Annotated in this window: 19 protein-coding genes; 13 read left to right on the top strand and 6 right to left on the bottom strand. The window is 67.0% G+C overall.

All coding sequences use genetic code 11. From position 1 onward, the window contains the following. Nucleotides 1–7 precede the first annotated feature (7 nt). Together feoA and HMPREF2716_RS13315 are read right to left on the bottom strand one after the other, a co-directional pair. Nucleotides 8–235, bottom strand: coding sequence for a ferrous iron transporter A (feoA, locus tag HMPREF2716_RS13320; RefSeq protein ID WP_003103819.1), 228 nt, complete (start codon nucleotides 233–235; stop codon nucleotides 8–10). A 215-nt stretch (nucleotides 236–450) separates the two neighbouring features. Continuing rightward, nucleotides 451–1,287 (bottom strand): ATPase, encoded by an 837-nt coding sequence (locus tag HMPREF2716_RS13315; protein ID WP_003093989.1) that lies wholly within the window; start codon nucleotides 1,285–1,287, stop codon nucleotides 451–453. A 290-nt stretch (nucleotides 1,288–1,577) separates the two neighbouring features. On the opposite strand from HMPREF2716_RS13315, the gene HMPREF2716_RS13310 reads away from it, so the two are divergent. After that, entirely contained in the window at nucleotides 1,578–1,841 is a 264-nt protein-coding gene (locus tag HMPREF2716_RS13310; RefSeq protein ID WP_003103821.1) for a hypothetical protein, read from the top strand. On the opposite strand, the gene HMPREF2716_RS13305 is transcribed toward HMPREF2716_RS13310, so the two are convergent. Then, the gene (locus HMPREF2716_RS13305; protein ID WP_003103823.1) at nucleotides 1,842–2,831 is read right to left on the bottom strand and encodes an NAD-dependent epimerase/dehydratase family protein; all 990 of its coding nucleotides are present in this window, start codon (nucleotides 2,829–2,831) and stop codon (nucleotides 1,842–1,844) included. 184 nt (nucleotides 2,832–3,015) lie between these two features. On the opposite strand from HMPREF2716_RS13305, the gene HMPREF2716_RS13300 reads away from it, so the two are divergent. Further along, a complete protein-coding gene (locus HMPREF2716_RS13300; protein WP_070621913.1) occupies nucleotides 3,016–4,074 on the top strand; it encodes a saccharopine dehydrogenase family protein in 1,059 nt (352 codons plus the stop codon). On the opposite strand, the gene HMPREF2716_RS13295 is transcribed toward HMPREF2716_RS13300, so the two are convergent. Continuing rightward, nucleotides 4,075–4,977, bottom strand: a complete 903-nt coding sequence (locus HMPREF2716_RS13295) for a LysR family transcriptional regulator ArgP (RefSeq protein WP_003120877.1) — start codon at nucleotides 4,975–4,977, stop codon at nucleotides 4,075–4,077. Between the two features lie 97 nt (nucleotides 4,978–5,074). Between HMPREF2716_RS13295 and HMPREF2716_RS13290 the strand changes: the two genes are divergently transcribed. The 4 genes from HMPREF2716_RS13290 (at nucleotide 5,075) to bifA (ending at nucleotide 9,252) form a co-directional block, all read left to right on the top strand. Next, nucleotides 5,075–5,476: an ACT domain-containing protein gene (locus HMPREF2716_RS13290; RefSeq protein ID WP_043493788.1), complete on the top strand. Its 402-nt coding sequence runs from the start codon at nucleotides 5,075–5,077 to the stop codon at nucleotides 5,474–5,476. Nucleotide 5,477: 1 nt separating this feature from the next. Further along, a complete protein-coding gene (locus tag HMPREF2716_RS13285) occupies nucleotides 5,478–6,080 on the top strand; it encodes a LysE/ArgO family amino acid transporter (RefSeq protein WP_003094003.1) in 603 nt (200 codons plus the stop codon). Nucleotides 6,081–6,426: 346 nt separating this feature from the next. Beyond that, a complete protein-coding gene (gene sodB, locus HMPREF2716_RS13280) occupies nucleotides 6,427–7,008 on the top strand; it encodes a superoxide dismutase [Fe] (protein WP_003094005.1) in 582 nt (193 codons plus the stop codon). A gap of 180 nt (nucleotides 7,009–7,188) precedes the next feature. After that, on the top strand, nucleotides 7,189–9,252 hold the full coding sequence (bifA, locus tag HMPREF2716_RS13275) for a cyclic-di-GMP phosphodiesterase BifA (protein ID WP_003094007.1): 2,064 nt from the start codon (nucleotides 7,189–7,191) through the stop codon (nucleotides 9,250–9,252). On the opposite strand, the gene HMPREF2716_RS13270 is transcribed toward bifA, so the two are convergent. Together HMPREF2716_RS13270 and HMPREF2716_RS13265 are read right to left on the bottom strand one after the other, a co-directional pair. After that, nucleotides 9,253–10,155 (bottom strand): GIDE domain-containing protein, encoded by a 903-nt coding sequence (locus tag HMPREF2716_RS13270; RefSeq protein ID WP_003120884.1) that lies wholly within the window; start codon nucleotides 10,153–10,155, stop codon nucleotides 9,253–9,255. Between the two features lies 1 nt (nucleotide 10,156). Continuing rightward, complete coding sequence (locus HMPREF2716_RS13265) at nucleotides 10,157–10,729, bottom strand: LemA family protein (protein ID WP_003094011.1); 573 nt, start codon at nucleotides 10,727–10,729, stop codon at nucleotides 10,157–10,159. 193 nt (nucleotides 10,730–10,922) lie between these two features. Here HMPREF2716_RS13265 and HMPREF2716_RS13260 point away from each other — a divergent pair, with 193 nt between their 5' ends. The 7 genes from HMPREF2716_RS13260 to HMPREF2716_RS30025 all read left to right on the top strand — a co-directional run. Then, nucleotides 10,923–12,263, top strand: coding sequence for an imelysin family protein (locus tag HMPREF2716_RS13260; protein ID WP_023122346.1), 1,341 nt, complete (start codon nucleotides 10,923–10,925; stop codon nucleotides 12,261–12,263). 163 nt (nucleotides 12,264–12,426) lie between these two features. Next, entirely contained in the window at nucleotides 12,427–13,848 is a 1,422-nt protein-coding gene (locus HMPREF2716_RS13255) for a di-heme oxidoreductase family protein (RefSeq protein ID WP_070621912.1), read from the top strand. A 9-nt stretch (nucleotides 13,849–13,857) separates the two neighbouring features. After that, nucleotides 13,858–14,922 (top strand): imelysin family protein, encoded by a 1,065-nt coding sequence (locus HMPREF2716_RS13250; RefSeq protein ID WP_003116197.1) that lies wholly within the window; start codon nucleotides 13,858–13,860, stop codon nucleotides 14,920–14,922. 10 nt (nucleotides 14,923–14,932) lie between these two features. Beyond that, entirely contained in the window at nucleotides 14,933–16,027 is a 1,095-nt protein-coding gene (locus tag HMPREF2716_RS13245) for a DUF1513 domain-containing protein (RefSeq protein WP_003094019.1), read from the top strand. A 169-nt stretch (nucleotides 16,028–16,196) separates the two neighbouring features. Then, entirely contained in the window at nucleotides 16,197–17,327 is a 1,131-nt protein-coding gene (gene mexV / locus HMPREF2716_RS13240) for a multidrug efflux RND transporter periplasmic adaptor subunit MexV (protein ID WP_043494168.1), read from the top strand. Between the two features lie 50 nt (nucleotides 17,328–17,377). Next, a complete protein-coding gene (gene mexW / locus HMPREF2716_RS13235) occupies nucleotides 17,378–20,434 on the top strand; it encodes a multidrug efflux RND transporter permease subunit MexW (protein ID WP_033963357.1) in 3,057 nt (1,018 codons plus the stop codon). Between the two features lie 137 nt (nucleotides 20,435–20,571). Continuing rightward, nucleotides 20,572–20,659, top strand: an 88-nt coding sequence (locus HMPREF2716_RS30025) for a hypothetical protein (protein WP_239667264.1), incomplete at its 3' end; no start/stop codon positions are given.

Genomic DNA, 20,659 nt, shown 5'->3' with positions numbered 1-20,659 from the left:
GGCGGGGTCAGTCGAGCGGGACGAGGGTCAGCAGGGCGAGGTCCTTGCGCCGCAGCGCCAGGCTGGTCTGGCGGGTCTCGACCTGGATCGGGTCGCCCAGCGGGGCGATGCGCACCACGCGCAGCGCCGCGCCGGGCAGAAGCCCCATGGAGAACAGGCGTTGGCGATAGCCGTTGCTGATGGCGGGGGAATAACCGGTGATGCGGTAGGAACGGGACGGTTGCAGTGCGCTCATGGCGGATTCCAGGCAGAGGAAGGGACCAATGGCCTCCCTGGCCGGTGACCGAGAATCTAAACGACTCTCACTTAAGGCTCGCTTAAGGACGCAGTATCGGAGTGGAGGAGCAGCGGATTCGCTGATCCAGAGCAATGGAAGCGGGGATTTTCGCCGGGCGCGGCGAACTGTCGCCGCCAGCGCCCGGTGCGACGGGCGGCTGGCGGCGCAAGGGGTCAGCGGGTATTGAGCTGCTGCTGCAGGTTCTGCACCTGGGCCTGGAGGGTGTTGATGTTGCGCATCACCTGGGTGCGGAAGGCGTCGAACTCGGCGGTATTGCCGCCCTGGGCCGGGCGGTTGTCGAGCTGGCTGCGCAATACCAGCAGGTCATCCTGGATACCCTTGATCGTCTGGCTCGGGTTGCCCTGCTTCTTCAGCGCCGCGACATCGCCGCCGAGGGCCTTGAGTTGCTCGTTGGTCTTGCCCAGTTCGACCTGCAGGGCTTTCAGCTTCTCCTGTTCGGCGGCCAGTGTCTGCAGCTTGCCGTCCAGTTGCGCGACCAGTTGCGCCGCGCTTTCCTGCTGGGCCTTGAGATCGCTGGCCAGTTGGTCGAGGCGTTTGCCCTGGCCGCCGAACTGGTTGCTCACATCGGCCTGCTGGCGTTCCTGGCTGCCGAGTTTCTCCTGCAGTTGCTTGACCTGCAGGCGCAGAGCCTCGCGTTCGCTGGTGACGCTGGACTCGCTGGCGACCACCTTGCCGCGAATGTCGTCGAGGCGCCCGGCGGCTTCCTCGCTGATCCTTACGAAGCTTTCCTGGGTCGCCACCAACTGCTGTTCCATCAGGCTGATTTGCTGGTGGCTCCACCAACCCACCCCGGCGAGGGCGATCAGCATCGCCCCGAGCAGGGCCCAGAGCGGGCCGGTAGAGGCCGGACGGCGCTCCTTGGTGTCGACGACCCGGCGCTGCTCCGGTTCGTAGACGTGCCGCGGGTGGTGGCCGAATTCATCACGGTCGGCAGCATCGGTGGTCAGGCTGGGCACATCGTCGAGTTCGTCGAAAGCATCGTTACGCATGGTGAAAACCTGTGAAGGGGAACGGCATCCTGCCGGAGGCCTGGAGAAAGGGCCGAATGGCGCATTATATCGGTTCGGCCCCGCCCCTTCAGCGTCTGCTCGAAGCAAATTGCCGGACCGGGGCGCTCCACCGCGAAGCCGTGCGCCCCAAGACGGAGCGAACGCTGTCCGGCACAGACCGCCGCAGGCCGCCAGCGGTTCCCCGCCCCGTACGCCGGCGCTGGTCCGCGGCCCGCATGGCACGTCGCTTGCCTGGGCATTGCCGGGCAGATTCGAGAGCCGGAGGATGCATGGAGTTGAACAAATCCTTGCTGGATTGCATGCGCGCCGTGCGCCGACGCCTGCGCGAGGAACAGGCGCTGGATATCCACTTCCAGCAACGCGATGCGATCGCCGCGATGCAGGCGGCCTGCGCCCGCTCCGGCGATGCGACGACGCGGGAGCTGGGACAGCGCCTCGGCAGGCTCAGCGGGGTCGCGCTGCCGCCGGCGGAACCTTCCCTGTTGCCCGCGCAGGCGCCGAGCCGACAATACGCCGGCCCGCTGCGCGGCTGATCAGAGTCCCTGGGCGCGCCACCAGGCGCAGAACTCGTCGAGCGCGGTCCACAGGCTGACCCGCGGGTCGTAGTCGAGGTATTCGCGGGCGCGGTTGATGTCCAGGGTGAAGTTCTTCGCCATCACCGCCATGCCCAGGCGGAACAGCACCGGCTCCGGGCGCCCCGGCAGGATCCGGCAGACGCCTTCGTTGAGCGCCGCCAGGCCATAGCCGACGGCATACGGCAGGTGACCGCCGACCGGCGGCAGGTCGAGCTGGCGCATCACGTAGTTGACCGCATCCCAGAACGGTACCGGCTGCCCGTTGCTGATGTTGTAGACCTTGCCCAGCGCCGGCTCGCCGGCCAGCAGGCAACTGAACAGCGCGTCGTTGAGATTGTGCACGCTGGTGAAGTCGACCCGGTTCAGGCCGTTGCCGAGGATCCGCAGGCGTCCCTTGCGGTGGGCCTGGATCATTCGCGGGAAGATGCTGGTGTCGCCGGCGCCGACCACGAAGCGCGGACGCAGCGCCAACACTTCCAGGCCCAGGTCGCGGGCGCTGAGCACCAGTTGCTCGGCCTGGTACTTGGTCGCCCCGTAATGGTCGGAAAAACGCCGGGGTACGTACTCTTCGTTCAGGTCCAGGTGGTCGCGCCCGTCGAAATAGATCGACGGCGACGACAGATGCACCAGGCGCCGCACCTTTTGCCGCATGCAGGCCTCGACGACGCTCTCGGCAAGCCCGACGTTGGCCGCCAGGAAGCGTTCGCGCGGCCCCCAGACTCCGACCGCGCCGGCACAATGCACCACCGCCTCGACATCCTCGCAGAGGCGCAGGACCAGCGCCGGGTCGGCGAGGTCGCCGGGAACGAACTCGGCGCCCCGCGCCACCAGATGTTCCACCGCGTCCGCACGACGACCGCTGACCCGTACCGACAGGCCCTGCTCCAGGGCGAAGCGAGCGAAACGCCCGCCGATGAAGCCCGTCGCCCCCGTTACCAGAATCCGCATTGCGTTTCTCCCGTTGTTCTTCTTGTGCCGCGACTCTAGCAACCCGGAGCCGCGCCACCACTGGCACAGCATGCCAGAACAACGACCTTGCGGGCCGCCGGCACGACTTGCGTTGGGCGACAGAAGCGGCGCTGCGCGCTACAAGGTCTAACCTGAAAGCCACCTGCACGCTGGGAGACGCACCATGGCCAGTCACTGGATGATCTACGGCGCCAACGGCTACACCGGCCGGCTGGTCGCTGAACAGGCGCAGCGCGAGGGCCTGACGCCGCTCCTCGGCGGACGCAACCCGGCCGCCCTGCACGCCCTCGGCAGCCAGCTCGGGCTGGAGTGCCGGGTCTTCGACCTGGGGGATCCGCAGGCCTGCCGCGAAGCCCTGGACCAGATGAAGGTGGTGGCCCATTGCGCCGGTCCGTTCTCCGCCACCAGCACGCCGATGATCGCCGCCTGCCGCGCCGCCGGCACCCACTACGTGGATATAACTGGAGAGATCGCGGTGTTCGAGCAGGCCCACGTCGGCGACGCCGAGGCCCGCGAGGCCGGCATCGTGGTCTGCCCGGGCGTGGGCTTCGATGTGATCCCCACCGATTGCCTGGCCGCCTGCCTGAAGGAGGCGCTGCCGGACGCGCAACGGCTGGCGCTGGGCTTCGACACCGGCAGCGGGCTTTCGACGGGAACCGCGAAGACCAGCGTCGAAGGCCTCAAGTTCGGCGGCAAGATCCGCGAGAATGGCCGCCTGCGCGACGTGCCCCTGGGCTACAAGCGCCGCGACATCGATTTCGGCCGCGGCCTGCGGCACGCCGTGACGATTCCCTGGGGCGACGTGGCCACCGCCTACTACAGCACCGGCATCCCGGACATCGAGGTCTACCTGCCGGCGCCGCCGCTGCTGGCCCTGGGCATGCGCCTGATCGACCCGCTGCGTCCGCTGTTCGGTCGGCAACGGGTCCAGGACTGGCTCAAGGGGCAGGTCGACAAACGCATCGCCGGCCCCGACCAGGCGGCCCGCGAGCGCCTGCGCACCTGGGTCTGGGGCGAGGCGCGCAACGCCCGCGGCGAACGCCGCACGGCGCGCCTGGAGACGGCCAACGTGTACGACCTGACCCTGCACGGCGTGCTCCTGGCAGTGCGCCACCTGCTGGACTACCAGGGTCCCGGCGGCTACTTCACGCCATCGCGGTTGCTCGGCGCGCGCTGCGTCGAATCGTTGCCCGGCTCCGGACGAATCACCGTCATCGGCTGATCAGCCTGACACCCGCACCAAGCCGTCGCCGGCGCGGGCGAGCAGGTGCTCGGTGAGCGACGCGAGCAGTTCGCCGCCGTTGCGCCAGTAGTGCCAGTACAACGGTACGTCGATGACCTGGCCGGGCAGCAGCTCGACCAGTTCGCCGCGCGCCAGCTCGCCTTGCACCTGGCGCTCCGGCACCAGGCCCCAGCCGAGACCGCCGGCGGTGAGGCGGACGAAACCTTCCGAGGACGGGCAGAGGTGGTGGATGAAACCGCCCTCGACGCCGAGGTCCTTGAGAAAGCGGTGTTGCAGCAGGTCGTCCGGGCCGAACACGATCGCCGGCACGCCGGCCAGGGCGGCCGCCTCGACCCCGCGGGGAAAGTGCCGGGCAATGAAATCCGGGCTGGCCAGGCCGCGATAACGCATGGCTCCGAGCAGCAGCGAACGCGCGCCGGCCACCGGCCGCGCGCTACCGCAGACGCAGCCCGCCACTTCGCCCGCGCGCATGCGCTTGAGCCCGACCTCCTGGTCCTCCACCACAAGGTCCAGCAGCACCCGCCGCTCGGCGCAGAAATCGCCCACCGCGGCGGCCCACCAGGTCGCCAGGCTATCGGCGTTGAGAGCGATGCGCAGGCGTTCCGGGGCACCGCCTTCATCCAGGTTCGGCACCCAGCGCTGCAGGTCGCCCTCCAGCAGCCGCACCTGCTGCACATGGTTGAGCAGGCGGCGCCCGAGATCGGTGGGATGCGGCGGCGTCTCGCGCACCAGGACCGGCTGGCCGACCCGCGCCTCGAGCAGCTTGATCCGCTGCGATACCGCCGACTGCGACAGCCCCAGCGCCTGTGCGGCGCGCTCGAAACCGCCCTGCTCCACCACTGCGGCCAGCGCGGCGAGCAACTTGTAGTCGAACAAAATCAGTTTTCCTAATGAGAGATCAGCAGGATTCGTTTTCCTTATAAACCGCCCGCGGCCACACTCGCCAGCACTTTTCCGATCCACCCGACGCGGACCGACCATGGCTGGCGAAACCTCGCTGCGCACCCTGCTGCGCACGCTCACTCCCGAACTCAATCCCGGCGACTATGTGTTCTGTACCTGCGCCGCTGGCGCGCTGCCGAACGGCGCCGAGCCGCTCGCCAGCTTCCGCGAGCGCGAGGGCCTGACCCTGGTGCTCGAACGCCGGCAGGCCGAACGCCCGGGCCTGCCCTACGAATACGTGGCGGCCTGGATCACCCTGACGGTGCACTCCTCGTTGGCGGCGGTGGGCCTGACCGCCGCCTTCGCCACGGCGCTGGCCGAAGCCGGGATCAGTTGCAACGTGATGGCCGGCTATTTCCACGACCACCTGTTCGTCGCCCGCGACGAGGGCCGGCGCGCCCTCGCCGTGCTCCAGCGGCTGGCGGCGGAGGCACACTGACATGTGGCAGAGCTATCTCAACGGCATCCTGGTGGCTGCCGGCCTGATCATCGCCATCGGCGCGCAGAATGCCTTCGTCCTCGCGCAGAGCCTGCGCCGCGAGCATCACCTCTCGGTAGCCGCGCTCTGCGTGTTCTGCGACGCGGTGCTGGTCAGCCTCGGCGTGTTCGGCCTGGCCAAGCTGCTGCTGGAAAACCCGACGCTGCTGGCCATCGCCCGCTGGGGCGGGATCGCCTTCCTGACCTGGTACGGGCTCAAGGCGCTGCTTCGCGCGTTGCGCCCGGACGCCCTCGGCAACGCCGCGGAAACCGGGCCACGCTCGCGCAAGGCGGTGCTTCTGGCGGCACTGGCGGTCACCCTGCTCAACCCCCACGTCTATCTCGATACCGTACTTCTTATCGGTTCGCTCGGCGCCCAGCAGGCCGCGCCGGGCGCCTATGCCCTCGGCGCGGCCAGCGCCTCGCTGATGTGGTTCTTCGCCCTCGCCCTCGGCGCGGCATGGCTGGCCCCCTGGCTGGCGCGCCCGGCCACCTGGCGCCTGCTCGACCTGATGGTGGCGGCCATGATGCTGGGCATGGCCGCGCAACTGCTGTTCCGGGGATAACGCGGTTTCCGTCTTCCCGAGCGAACCCTCGCGCCGCCAGGCAGTCCAGAGAGAATGTGGCGGTGTTCGCCGGCGAGCTTGCAGAAGCCCGTCGCAGCGCGCCGCCGCCGGCCTTTGCCCCTACAGTTGCTGCGTGGATATGCCCCGACACGGGTGCTATGATCCGGAGTTCGCGGCACTGGGAGCCTAGGCTCCGAGTCGCACCCGGCGCCCTTTCCGGAGCGCTCCGCCGAACGTCCCCCCGGGGATCCAGGACGGGCTCCCGGACAGGCATCGGACCGGCCCCGTGAACCGGTCGCGCGCTAGCCGCGCCAGTCCTGACCTGAGGAAGAATAGGAGAGACACCATGGCTTTCGAATTGCCGCCGCTGCCTTACGAAAAGAACGCCCTTGAGCCGCACATTTCCGCAGAAACCCTGGAATACCACCACGACAAGCACCACAACACCTACGTGGTGAACCTGAACAACCTGATCCCGGGTACCGAGTTCGAAGGCAAGAGCCTCGAAGAGATCGTCAAGAGCTCCTCCGGCGGCATCTTCAACAACGCCGCCCAGGTGTGGAACCACACCTTCTACTGGAACTGCCTGAGCCCGAACGGCGGTGGCCAGCCCACCGGCGCCCTGGCCGACGCCATCAACGCCGCCTTCGGCTCCTTCGACAAGTTCAAGGAAGAGTTCACCAAGACTTCCGTCGGCACCTTCGGTTCCGGCTGGGGCTGGCTGGTGAAGAAGGCCGACGGCTCCCTGGCCCTGGCCAGCACCATCGGTGCCGGCAACCCGCTGACCAGCGGCGACACCCCGCTGCTGACCTGCGACGTGTGGGAACACGCCTACTACATCGACTACCGCAACCTGCGTCCGAAGTACGTCGAGGCGTTCTGGAACCTGGTCAACTGGGACTTCGTAGCGAAGAATTTCGCTGCCTGAGTCTGATCAGAACCACGAAAAAGCCCGGCATTCGCCGGGCTTTTTCGTTTTAATCTGCGGTCCAGGAGCCATCGTCTACCCTCAGGAACTGGTAGACCTTCGCTCGTGATAGCCTCTTGAGGTAAACAAGCTCTTCCTACCGGCTTGTCTTTCGCCCTGGCGACGAACAAGGAAGGCCCCTTGAAACTGGACTCCCGACACAGCCTCTCGCTCAAGCTGCTGCGTGTCGTGCTACTGGCGGCGCTGGCCGTTGGCGTAGTGCTCAGTTGCGCGCAGATCGTCTTCGACGCCTACAAGGCCAAGCAGGCGGTGAGCAGCGACGCCCAACGCATCCTCGCGATGGTCCGCGACCCTTCCACCCAGGCGGTCTACAGCCTCGACCGGGAAATGGCGATGCAGGTCCTCGAAGGCCTGTTCCAGCACGAGGCGGTGCGCCAGGCGAGCATCGGCCATCCCGGCGAGCCGATGCTGGCGGAGAAATCCAGGCCGCTGCTGGACCTGCCGACGCGCTGGCTGACCGACCCGATCCTCGGCCAGGAACGCACCTTCAGCATTCGACTGATCGGCCGCCCGCCCTATAGCGAATACTACGGCGACCTGAAGATCACCCTGGACACCGCGCCCTACGGCGAGAACTTCGTCACCACTTCGGAAATCATCTTCATCTCCGGCATTCTCCGCGCCCTGGCCATGGGCCTGGTGCTGTTCCTGGTCTACCACTGGATGCTGACCAAGCCGCTGTCGAAGATCATCGAGCACCTGGTCAGCATCAATCCCGACCGCCCCAGCCAGCACCAGTTGCCGCTGCTCAAGGGGCACGAACGCAACGAGCTGGGGCTCTGGGTGACCACCGCCAACCAGTTGCTCGCCTCGATCGAAAGCAACAGCCACCTGCGCCGCGAGGCCGAAGACAACCTGCTGCGCATTTCCCAGTACGACTTCCTCACCGGCCTGCCGAACCGCCAGTTGCTGCAACAGCAACTCGACCAGATCCTCGACGGCGCCGGCCGCCAGCAGCGCCGGGTGGCAGTGCTGTGCCTGGGCCTCGACGATTTCAAGGGGATCAACGAGCAGTACACCTACCAGCTCGGCGACCAGTTGCTGATCGCCCTCGCCGACCGCCTGCGCGGGCACAGCGCGCGGCTCGGTTCGCTGGCGCGCCTGGGCGGCGACCAGTTCGCCCTGGTCCAGGCCGACATCGAGCAACCCTACGAGGCGGCCGAACTGGCGCAGAGCATCCTCGACGGCCTGGAAGCGCCGTTCGAGATCGACCAGCACGAGGTGCGCCTGCGCGCCACCATCGGTATCACCCTGTTCCCCGAGGACGGCGAGACCACGGAGAAACTGCTGCAGAAGGCCGAGCAGACCATGACCCTGGCCAAGACCCGCTCGCGCAACCGCTACCAGTTCTACATCGCCAGCGTGGACAGCGAGATGCGTCGCCGCCGGGAACTGGAAAAGGACCTGCGCGACGCCCTGCAGCGCCACGAGCTGCACCTCGTCTACCAGCCGCAGGTGGACTACCGCGACCACCGCGTGGTCGGCGTCGAGGCGCTGCTGCGCTGGCAACATCCGTTGCACGGCTTCGTCCCGCCGGACCTGTTCATCCCGCTGGCGGAACAGAACGGCAGCATCTTCAGCATCGGCGAGTGGGTGCTCGACCAGGCCTGCCGGCAGTTGCGCGAATGGCACGACCAGGGCTTCGACGACCTGCGCATGGCGGTCAATCTTTCCACCGTGCAGCTCCACCACAACGCCCTGCCACGGGTGGTCAGCAACCTGCTGCAGGTCTACCGCCTGCCGGCGCGCAGCCTGGAGCTGGAAGTCACCGAGACCGGCCTGATGGAGGACATCTCCACTGCCGCCCAGCACCTCCTCAGCCTGCGCCGCGCCGGCGCGCTGATCGCCATCGACGATTTCGGCACCGGCTATTCCTCGCTGAGCTACCTGAAGAGCCTGCCGCTGGACAAGATCAAGATCGACAAGAGTTTCGTCCAGGACCTGCTGCAGGACGAGGACGACGCGACCATCGTTCGCGCCATCATCCAGCTCGGCAAGAGCCTGGGCATGCAGGTGATCGCCGAGGGCGTGGAAACCGCCGAGCAGGAGGCGTACATCATCGCCGAAGGTTGCAACGAAGGTCAGGGCTACCTGTACAGCAAGCCGCTGCCGGCCAGGGAACTGACCCAGTACCTCAAGCAGGCGCGACGCCTGAGCCAGGCCACCAGCAGCGAACGACCCTGATCAGAACAGGCGGCTGAACAGCCAGCCCGCCAATAGCGCGCTGCCCAGGCAGAGCAACGCGGCCCCCGCCGCCTGGCGGCGCAGTTGCACGGCGAGATCGTCCTCGCCCTGGCTGGAGAGAATGAAGGGATGCGCCTCCCCCGGCTTGCCGAGCCGGTGGCGGGTCGGCGCGGCGCTGCTTGCCCGATGCCGATCCTCGGCCTCCAGCCGTGCCGCCAGGCGCACCCGGTTCCATTCGCGCTCGTCCAGCTCGCCGTTGCCGTCGCTGTCGAAGCGCGCCAGCAGGCCGTGGAAATCGCCCTTCCATTCACGGATCACCGCACCCTGCGCCCGTTCGGCATCGAGTCCCTGGCGACCGCCACCGCTGCTGCGGAATTCGCCCAGCGCATAGAGCGGCTCGCCGGCATGCAGGCGCTCCTCGGTGTAGCGGTAGAGCCGCTCTCCGCCGACCAGGGTGCCGAAGCTCTCCAGCAGTCGCAGGGTATCGATCGGTGCTTCGCGAAAAGCCTCCCAGCGCTGCTGGGTCAAGGGTCGCACCTCGGCGCCGCGTGGGTCGACCAGGCAGGCATCGGTGGCATCGCGCAAGCCGAATGGCGACTCGCTGGCACCTTTGTCGACGGTGCGCCAGGCCTTCTCGCGGCCGCTGCGCTTTTCCTCGACTTCGATGCGGTAGCGCCACCACAGGCACGGCTTGCCGGTCAAGGGAGCCTGCAGCGGGCCTTCCGGGCCCTCCTCGAGCACCCCGTAGAGTTCGACGAAACCCTGCGCCGCCGAACGGATCCGCGAGGTCGGTACGTCGCCGAGCAGACGCGCCCGGGCAAGGCGGTGCACGAACTGCCAGCCGGCCCAGGCGCAGAGCCCCAGGCTGGCGGCGATGAACAGCCAGCGCAGGTCGAAGTCCATCTCAGCCGAACAGGGCCTTGAGATCGACGTCGGCCTTCTCCGCCTCGCTGAACTGCAACAGCTCGGCGGCCTTGAAGCCAGCGACACGGGCGATCAGCAGGTCGGGAAATTGCTCGATGCGCACGTTGTTCAGGTTCACCGCCTCGTTGTACAGCTCGCGGCGATCGGCGATCCCGTTCTCCAGGCCGCTGATGCGCTGGGAAAGGAACTGGAAACTTTCGTTGGCCTTGAGCTGCGGGTAGTTCTCGGCCAGTGCGAAGAGCTGCCCCAGGCCGGCGCGCAGGCCGCTCTCGGCCTTGCCCAGGGCATTCACGTCGGCGCGCTCGCGGGCGCTGGCGACGGCGTTGCGGGCGGCGATGACCCGCTCCAGGGTGGCGCGCTCGTGCTGCATGTATTGCTTGCAGGCCTCGACCAGCTTCGGCAGCTCGTCATGGCGCTGCTTGAGGAGCACGTCGATGTTGGCCCAGGCCTTGCCCACGGCGTGCTTCAGCCGTACCAGGCCGTTGTAGAGCACCACCGCGTAGCCGGCGAGCAGCAGCAGGACAACCCAGAAAGCGATAGCGGTCAGACTCATGGACGGAGCTCCGGACGAAGATACTGGCATTCTAGCTGCGCCCGACATGTCCAGGCACGACGGCGATCACGCTGCGCCCTTTTCAAAAATGCAAATCTTTCGCATTATGTGGCGGTTTTTTAACGCCCTCGCGGGTGTTTCCGACAAGCGCACGCCGCTTCGGCACGCCACCAATAAAGCAAAGGAATCCGCCATGACTCGTATGCCCCTGGCCACCGCCAGTCTGCTGGCCCTCGCCATCTCCCTCGCCGGCTGCGGCGACGACAAGAAAGCCGAAGCGCCCGCAACACCGGCGGCCAGCACGCAGCCCGCCGCGTCCGCCGCCGCCCCGGCCGCCAAGGTCGACGAGGCCGCCGCCAAGGCGGTGATCAAGAACTACGCGGACCTCGCCGAAGCCACCTTCGCCGATGCCCTGAGCACCGCCAAGGACCTGCAGAAAGCCATCGACGCGTTCCTCGCCAAGCCTGACGCGGAGACCCTGAAAGCCGCCAAGGAAGCCTGGTTCGCCGCTCGTACCCCTTACTCCCAGAGCGAAGCCTTCCGCTTCGGCAACGCGATCATCGACGACTGGGAAGGACAGGTTAACGCCTGGCCGCTGGACGAAGGCCTGATCGACTATGTCGCCAAGGACTACCAGCACGCCCTGGGCAACCCCGGCGCCACCGCCAACATCGTCGCCAACACCGAGATCCAGGTCGGCGAAGACAAGATCGACGTCAAGGAAATCACCGGCGAGAAACTGGCCAGCCTGAACGAGCTGGGCGGTTCCGAAGCCAACGTCGCCACCGGCTACCACGCCATCGAGTTCCTCCTCTGGGGCCAGGACCTGAACGGCACCGGTCCGGGCGCCGGCAACCGTCCCGCCACCGACTATGCCCAGGGCAAGGACTGCACCGGCGGCCATTGCGACCGTCGCGCCGCCTACCTGAAGGCCGTCACCGACCTGCTGGTCAGCGACCTCGAATACATGGCCGGACAGTGGAAAGCCGGCGTCGCCGACAACTACCGCGCCAAGCTGGAAGCCGAACCGGTGGATACCGGCCTGCGCAAGATGTTCTTCGGCATGGGCAGCCTGTCCCTCGGCGAACTGGCCGGCGAGCGCATGAAGGTCGCGCTGGAGGCCAACTCCACCGAAGACGAGCACGACTGCTTCAGCGACGACACCCACCACACCCTGTTCTTCAACGGCAAGAGCATCCGCAACATCTACCTCGGCGAGTACAAGCGCATCGACGGCAGCGTGGTCAAGGGCCCGAGCCTGGCCGACCTGGTCGCCAAGGCCGACGCCGCCGCCAACGACACCCTGAAGGCCGACCTGGCCGACACCGAGGCCAAGCTGCAGGCCATCGTCGACAGCGCCGAGAAGGATGGCGTGCACTTCGACCAGATGATCGCTCCGGACAACAAGGACGGCCAGCAGAAGATCCGCGACGCCATCGCCGCCCTGGTCAAGCAGACCGGCGCCATCGAGCAGGCCGCTGGCAAGCTGGGTATCCAGGACCTGAAGCCGGACAACGCCGACCACGAGTTCTGATTCCTTCCTGTGCCAACAGCGTGCGGCCCATGGCCGCACGCTGCGTTTCAGGGCCTCGAAAGCGGTCTTCGCGGGCCTTTACAAACGCAAATCCCTCTTATTTTGATTAGCCCCAACTGGTAAGCTTGCGGGCTGTTTCCACGCAGTCCCGGGATGTTCGCCGATGTCGTTTCCGTCACCTTCCATGCCGCTTGCCTGTCTCCTGACGGCGCTCCTTCTGGGCGGATGCGGCGCCGACGACGAACCGCTGCGCGCCGAGCCCGGCGAACACCTGTCCGGGGGCGCGACCACGGTGCTGCAAAGCGACCGCAACGCCTTCTCCCTGCCCTCCGCCAACCTCGCCCCGAGCCGGCGCCTGGACTTCAGCGTGGGCAACAGTTTCTTCCGCAACCCCTGGGTCATCGCCCCTTCCTCCACCACCGCGCGCGACGGTCTGGGACCGCTGTTCAATACCAACGTCTGCCAGAACTGCCATGTGAAGGACGGCCGCGGCCACCCGCCGGGAGCGGACGCGGTCAGCGCGGTGTCGATGCTGGTACGCCTGTCGATCCCGGCCGGCCCTGCGGACGGCAAGACCCTGTTGCACCAGGGGGTGATTCCCGAGCCGACCTACGGCGGCCAGTTGCAGGACGTCGGCATTCCCGGCGTCGCCCCGGAAGGCAAGGTGCGGGTGGACTACGAGCCGCTGAAGGTGAGGTTCGAGGACGGCACCGAGGTCGAACTGCGCAAGCCGATCCTGCGTATCAGCCAGCTCGGCTATGGGCCGATGCATCCGCAGACGATGTTTTCCGCCCGCGTCGCCCCGCCGATGATCGGGCTCGGCCTGCTCGAGGCGATTCCCGAAGAGGCGATCCTGGCCAATGCCGATCCGGACGACCGAAACGGCGACGGTATCCGCGGGCGCGCCAACCAGGTCTGGGATGCCGCGCGGCAGCGCACCGCGCTCGGCCGCTTCGGCTGGAAGGCCGGCCAGCCGAATATCCCGCAGCAGAACGCGCACGCCTTCGCCAACGACATGGGCCTGACCAGCAGCCTGCTGCCCCACGACGACTGCAGCGCCGCCCAGGTCGAGTGCCGCCGGGCGCCCGACGGCGGCGAGCCGGAAGTCAGCGACAACATCTTCGCCCAGGTGCTGTTCTACAGCCGCAACCTGGCGGTCCCGGCGCGGCGCAAGGTGGACGACCCGCAGGTGCTGGCCGGCAAGCGCCTGTTCGCCCAGGCCAACTGCGTGGCCTGCCACGTTCCCGCCTTCACTACCGGTTCCGACGCCAGCGAGCCGGAGCTGGCCAACCAGCGGATTCGTCCCTATTCCGACCTGTTGCTGCATGACATGGGCGACGGCTTGGCGGACAATCGCCCGGAATTTCTCGCCAGCGGGCGGGACTGGCGAACCCCGCCGCTATGGGGCATCGGCCTGACCGAAACGGTCAACGGCCACACCCAGTTCCTCCACGACGGGCGCGCCCGCAATCTGCTGGAGGCGATCCTCTGGCACGGCGGCGAAGCCGAAGCGGCCAAGCGGCACGTGCTCGGCTTCGACGCCGACCAGCGCAGCGCCCTGCTGGCCTTCCTGAATTCACTCTGAGGAGCCCACATGTTCCGCCCACGACTGCTCTTGACCAGCCTCGCCATCGCCCTCGGCGCCTGCTCGCCGCAAGACCCGCAGGCCGTCACCAGTGCCGCCCTGGCGCAACAGGTGATCCTGCCGACCTACAGCCGCTGGGTGGAGGCCGACCAGGCCTTGGCCAGCAGCGCCCTGGCCTACTGCCAGGGCAAGGAAGACCTGGCCAAGGCCCGCGACGCGTTCCACGCCGCGCAGAAGGCCTGGGCCGAGCTGCAACCGCTGCTGATCGGCCCGCTGGCCGAGGGCAACCGCGCCTGGCAGGTGCAGTTCTGGCCGGACAAGAAGGATCTGGTCGGGCGCCAGGTCGAACAGTTGCTGAAGAACAACCCGCAGGTCGACGCCGCGGCCCTGGCCAAGGCCAGCGTGGTGGTGCAGGGGCTCTCCGCCTACGAATACATCCTCTTCGACAGCAAGATCGACCTCGCCGACGCCGCCACCAAGGCCCGCTATTGCCCGTTGCTGGAAGCCATCGGCACCCACCAGCAGCAACTGGCCCAGGACATCCTGGCGCGCTGGAAGAACGACGGCGGCATGCTCACCCAGATGAGCAAGTTCCCCAACGACCGCTACGCCGACGCCCACGAGGCGATCGCCGAGCTGCTGCGGGTCCAGGTCACCGCCCTGGACATGCTGAAGAAGAAACTCGGTACTCCGCTGGGCCGGCAGAGCAAGGGCATTCCCCAGCCCTACCAGGCCGAGGCCTGGCGCAGCAACGCCTCGCTGGCCAGCCTGGACGCCAGCCTGAGCGGCGCCCAGGCGCTCTGGGAAGGTATCGACGGCAAGGGCCTGAAGACCCTGCTGCCGGCCGAACAGAAGGCCCTGGCCGGCAAGATCGACGCCGCCTACGCCGAAAGCCACGCGAAGCTGGCGGCGCTGGAACAGAAACCGCTCTCCGAACTGCTCGCCAGCGAAGACGGGCGCAACCAGCTCAACGCCCTCTATGACAGCCTGAACGTGGTCCACCGCCTGCACGAAGGCGACCTGGCCCGCGCCCTCGGCGTGCAACTGGGCTTCAACGCCAACGATGGCGACTGAGGTCGGCACCATGCTGCGACGTCATGTGATCGGCCTGGGCAGCCTGCTGCTCGGCGCCTTGTCCTTCGGCGGCTGGAGCTTCAGCCGCCAGGGTAGCCAACCGCTGGTGCTGTCGGCGCGCGACGACGCCGATGGCCAGCATTACGCGGTGGGCTACCGCCTGGACGGCAAGTGCCAGTTCGCCACCCGCGTGGCCCAGCGCTGCCATGACATCGTCCAGCACCCGAGCCTGCCGCTGGCGCTGTTCGTCGCCCGCCGGCCAGGCACCGAAAGCTACCTGATCGACCTGAACGACGGTCGCCTGCTGCAGACCCTGGTCTCGCAGAAAGACCGCCACTTCTACGGCCACGGCGTGTTCCACCAGAGCGGCGAATGGCTCTACGCCACCGAGAACGACACTACCGATCCCGGTCGCGGCGTGCTCGGCGTCTACCGTTTCGACGGCGAGCGACTGCAGCACAGCGGCGAGATCTCCACCCACGGCCTCGGGCCGCACCAGGTTTCCTGGATGCCCGACGGCGAGACCCTGGTAGTGGCCAACGGCGGCATTCGTACCGAGGCGGAAAGCCGGGTCGAGATGAACCTCGACGCCATGGAGCCCAGCCTGGTGCTGATGCGCCGCGACGGCAACCTGCTGTCCAAGGAAACCCTGGCGCAGCAGATGAACAGCGTCCGCCACCTGGCGATCGGTCGCGACGGCACCATCGTCGCCGGCCAGCAGTTCATGGGCGATGCCCACGAACATGCCGACCTGCTGGCGATCAAGCGCCCCGGCCGTCCCTTCGAAGCCTTCCCGGTGGCCGAGGAGCAGCGCCTGGCGATGGCCCAGTACACCGCCAGCGTGGCGATCCACGACGACCTGCGCCTGGTGGCCCTGACCGCCCCGCGCGGCAACCGTTTCTTCATCTGGGACCTGGACAGCGGTGCCGTACGCCTCGACGCGCCGTTGCCGGACTGCGCCGGCGTGGGCGCGGTGAAGAACGGCTTCGTCGTCACGTCCGGACAGGGCCGTTGCCGCTTCTACGACTGCCAGGGCGAGCGCATCGCCGCGCAACCGCTGGAGCTGCCTTCCGGCCTCTGGGACAACCACCTGCACCTGGCCTGAGAGCGCGGCATCAACCTCTCGCCATACCGGTCCGCGAAAGTCGGAAGCGACCTGCAACACGCTTGAAATCTTTCGCCAATCCTGTGCTTTGACAAGCCCTGAAAGCTGCACGTAATGTGTCGGATTCGCCCCGAAACGGGGCGCTCTCGGCATACCAGGGACCAGGATTATGTTGCTCCGCCGCATGTTGATCATGCTCGCCGCGGTGATCGCCGTGGTGGCGATTCTCGCCGGCTACAAGGTCTACTCCATCCGTCAGCAGATCGCCCTTTTCAGCGCACCGAAACCGCCGATCAGCGTGACCGCCAGCCTGGCCGAAAAGCGTCCCTGGCAGAGCCGCCTGCCAGCCATCGGCAGCCTCAAGGCATTCCAGGGCGTGACCCTCACCGCCGAAGTCTCCGGCACGGTACGCAACGTACTGTTCCTTTCCGGCGACCAGGTGAAGCTGGACCAACCGCTGATCCAGTTGGAAAGCGACGTCGAGGAAGCCACCCTGCGCACTGCCGAGGCCGATCTCGGCCTGGCCAGGGCCGAGTACCAGCGCGGCCGCGAACTGATCGGCAGCAAGGCCATCTCGAAAAGCGAATTCGATCGTCTCGCCGCGCAGTGGGCCAAGACCAGCGCCACCGTCGCCGAGCTGAAGGCGGCGCTGGCGAAGAAGCGCGTGCTCGCGCCCTTCGCCGGGACCATCGGCATCCGCCAGGTGGACGTCGGCGACTACGTCTCGCCCGGGACGCCGATCGCCACCTTGCAGGACCTTTCCACCCTGCTCCTGGATTTCCACCTGCCCGAGCAGGACTTCCCCCTGCTCAGCCGCGGCCAACTGGTGAAGGTCCGGGTCGCCGCCTACCCCGGCCAGGTGTTCGACGCAGAGATCGCCGCCATCAACCCCAAGGTCGACAACGAGACCCGCAACCTGCAGGTCCGCGCTGCCCTGGAGAACCCGGACGGCAAGCTGCTGCCGGGCATGTTCGCCAACCTCGAGGTGATGTTGCCTGGCGAGGAACAACGCGTCGTGGTCCCGGAGACGGCGATCACCTTCACCCTCTACGGCGACTCGATCTACGTCGTCGGGCAGAAGAAGGACGAGCAGGGCCAGGTGTCGAAGGATGACAAGGGCCAGCCGCAACGGGTCGTCGAGCGCCGCTTCGTCAGGATCGGCGAACGCCGCGAAGGCCTGGCGGTGGTGCTCGAAGGCCTGGAGGGCGGCGAGCAGGTAGTGACTTCCGGGCAACTGAAGCTCGACAACGGCGCCGCGGTGGCCATCGTCGCCGAGCGGGACCTCCAGCAAGAGCACTGAGTCGCGCGCCTTCCCACTCCGTGGCGGAAGGCTTGCCAAGGGACTGAAACATGGCTTTTACCGATCCGTTCATCCGTCGTCCGGTCCTGGCGAGCGTGGTCAGCCTGCTGATCGTCCTGCTCGGCATGCAGGCCTTCAGCAAGCTGGTGATCCGCGAGTATCCGCAAATGGAGAACGCGCTGATCACGGTGACCACGCTCTACGCCGGAGCCAACGCGGAGACCATCCAGGGCTACATCACCCAGCCGCTGCAGCAGAGCCTGGCCAGCGCCGAAGGCATCGACTACATGACCTCGGTGAGCCGGCAGAACTATTCGACCATCTCCATCTACGCGCGGATCGGCGCCAATACCGATCGCCTGGTCACCGAGCTGCTGGCCAAGTCCAACGAAGTGAAGAGCCAGCTGCCGCCGGACGCCGAGGACCCGGTGCTGCAGAAGGAGGCCGCGGACGCCTCGGCGCTGATGTACATCAGCTTCTACAGCGAGCAGATGAACAACCCGCAGATCACCGACTACCTGTCGCGGGTGATCCAGCCCAAGCTGGCGACCCTGCCCGGTATCGCCGAGGCGGAGATCCTCGGCAACCAGGTGTTCGCCATGCGCCTGTGGCTGGACCCGGTGAAGATGGCCGCGTTCGGCGTCACCGCCGGCGAGATCAACCAGGCGGTGCAGCAGTACAACTTCCTCGCCGCCGCCGGCGAGGTGAAGGGCCAGTTGGTGGTCACCAGCGTCAATGCTTCCACCGACCTCAAGTCGCCCCAGGCCTTCGCCGCCATCCCGGTGAAGACCGACGGCGACCGCCGGGTGCTGATGGGCGACGTCGCGCGGGTCGAACTGGGCGCCGCCAGCTACGACGCGATCAGTTCGTTCAATGGGATTCCCTCGGTCTACATCGGCATCAAGGGCACGCCCAGCGCCAACCCGCTGGACGTGATCAAGGAAGTGCGGGCGAAGATGCCCGAACTGGAAGAGCAATTGCCGCCCAACCTCAAGGTGTCCATCGCCTACGACGCCACGCGCTTCATCCAGGCCTCCATCGACGAAGTGGTGAAGACCCTCGGCGAGGCGGTGCTGATCGTCATCGTGGTGGTGTTCCTGTTCCTCGGCGCGTTCCGTTCGGTACTGATCCCGGTGGTGACCATTCCGCTGTCGATGATCGGCGTATTGTTCTTCATGCAGGCCATGGGCTACTCGATCAACCTGCTGACCCTGCTGGCGATGGTCCTGGCCATCGGCCTGGTGGTGGACGACGCGATCGTGGTGGTGGAAAACATCCACCGCCACATCGAGGAGGGCAAGCCGCCCTTCGAGGCCGCCCTGGTGGGCGCGCGGGAGATCGCCGTGCCGGTGGTCAGCATGACCATCACCCTCGCCGCGGTCTACGCACCGATCGGTTTCCTCACCGGCCTCACCGGCGCCCTGTTCAAGGAGTTCGCCTTCACCCTGGCCGGCGCGGTGATCATTTCCGGGATCGTCGCCCTGACCCTGTCGCCGATGATGTGCTCGCGCCTGTTGCGCCACGAGGAGAATCCCTCGGGCCTGGCGCATCGCCTCGACCTGATCTTCGAGGGCCTGAAGCGACGCTACCAGCGCGCCCTCCACGGCACCCTGGACACCCGTCCGGTGGTCCTGGTGTTCGCCGTGCTGGTACTGGCGCTGATCCCGGTACTGCTGATGTTCACCAAGAAGGAGCTGGCGCCGGAAGAGGACCAGGGCATCGTGTTCCTCATGACCAACTCGCCGCAGACCGCCAACCTCGACTACCTGAATCGCTACACCGCCGAGTTCGAAGGCATCTTCCGCAGCTTCCCGGAGTATTACTCGGCGTTCCAGATCAACGGCTACAACGGCGTCCAGGCCGGCATCGGCGGCATGCTGCTCAAGCCCTGGGACGAACGCGAAAAGAGCCAGATGGAATTGCTCCATGCGGTGCAGGCGAAGCTCAACGAGATTCCCGGCGTGCAGATCTTCGCCTTCAACCTGCCGTCGCTACCGGGCACCGGCGAGGGCCTGCCATTCCAGTTCGTGCTCAACACCGCCAACGACTACGAGTCGCTGCTGCAAGTGGCGCAACGGGTGAAGCAGCGCGCCAGCGAGTCCGGCAAGTTCGCCTTCCTCGATCTCGACCTGGCGTTCGACAAACCCGAGCTGGTGGTCGACATCGACCGCGAGAAGGCCGCGCAGATGGGCGTCTCCATGCAGGACCTGGGGGTGGCGCTGGCCAGCCTGCTCGGCGAGGGCGAGATCAACCGCTTCACCATCGACGGGCGCAGCTACAAGGTCATCGCCCAGGTCGAACGCCCCTATCGCGACAATCCCGGCTGGCTCGGCAGCTACTACGTGAAGAGCCGCAACGGCCAACTGGTCGCCCTCTCGACCCTGATCGAGACCCACGAACGGGCACGGCCACGGCAACTGAACCAGTTCCAGCAGCTCAACTCGGCGATCATCTCCGGCTTCCCCATCGTCAGCATGGGCGAGGCCATCGAGACGGTTCAGCAGATCGCCCGCGAGGAAGCCCCGCGCGGCTTCGCCGTCGACTACGCCGGCGCTTCCCGGCAATACGTGCAGGAAGGCAGCGCATTGCTGGTCACCTTCGGACTGGCCCTGGCGATCATCTTCCTGGTCCTCGCCGCACAGTTCGAAAGCTTCCGCGATCCGCTGGTGATCATGGTCACCGTGCCGCTGTCGATCTGCGGTGCGCTGATACCGCTGTTCCTCGGCGTGTCGAGCCTGAACATCTATACCCAGGTCGGCCTGGTGACACTGATCGGCCTGATCAGCAAACACGGCATCCTGATCGTCGAGTTCGCCAACCAGTTGCGCCACGAACAGGGGCTGGGGCGTCGCGAGGCCATCGAGCAGGCCGCCGCGATCCGCCTGCGGCCGGTTCTGATGACTACCGCGGCGATGGTGCTCGGGGTGATCCCGCTGATCCTCGCCACCGGCGCCGGGGCGGTCAGTCGCTTCGACATCGGCATCGTGATCGCTACCGGCATGTCGGTGGGCACCCTGTTCACCCTGTTCGTCCTGCCGTGCATCTACACCCTGGTGGCCAGGCCGGATGCCCCGCCAGGCGTGACGCAAGCGGCAAACGCACACTGATCGGAAACGGCGGACAGCGACAACAGCGCTGTCCGCCGGCGCTGTCGCCCCATCCCACAGCCCTCCGGGCGCGATCCTATGTCCGCCGGCAGCCGCCTCCAGTAGACTGCCCGCTGAAACGCAGTGGTGAGACGAGCATGGCCGAGAGCGCTTTTTCCGAACGTATCGTGCAGAACCTGCTGGATACCGACTTCTACAAGCTGACCATGATGCAGGCGGTGCTGC

This window comes from Pseudomonas sp. HMSC076A11 (genome assembly GCF_001810205.1).
In the GTDB taxonomy this organism is placed as follows: Bacteria; Pseudomonadota; Gammaproteobacteria; order Pseudomonadales; family Pseudomonadaceae; genus Pseudomonas; species Pseudomonas aeruginosa.
The sequence above is the reverse complement of the archived record's forward strand: the minus strand, read 5'-3'. Positions and strand labels throughout refer to the sequence as shown.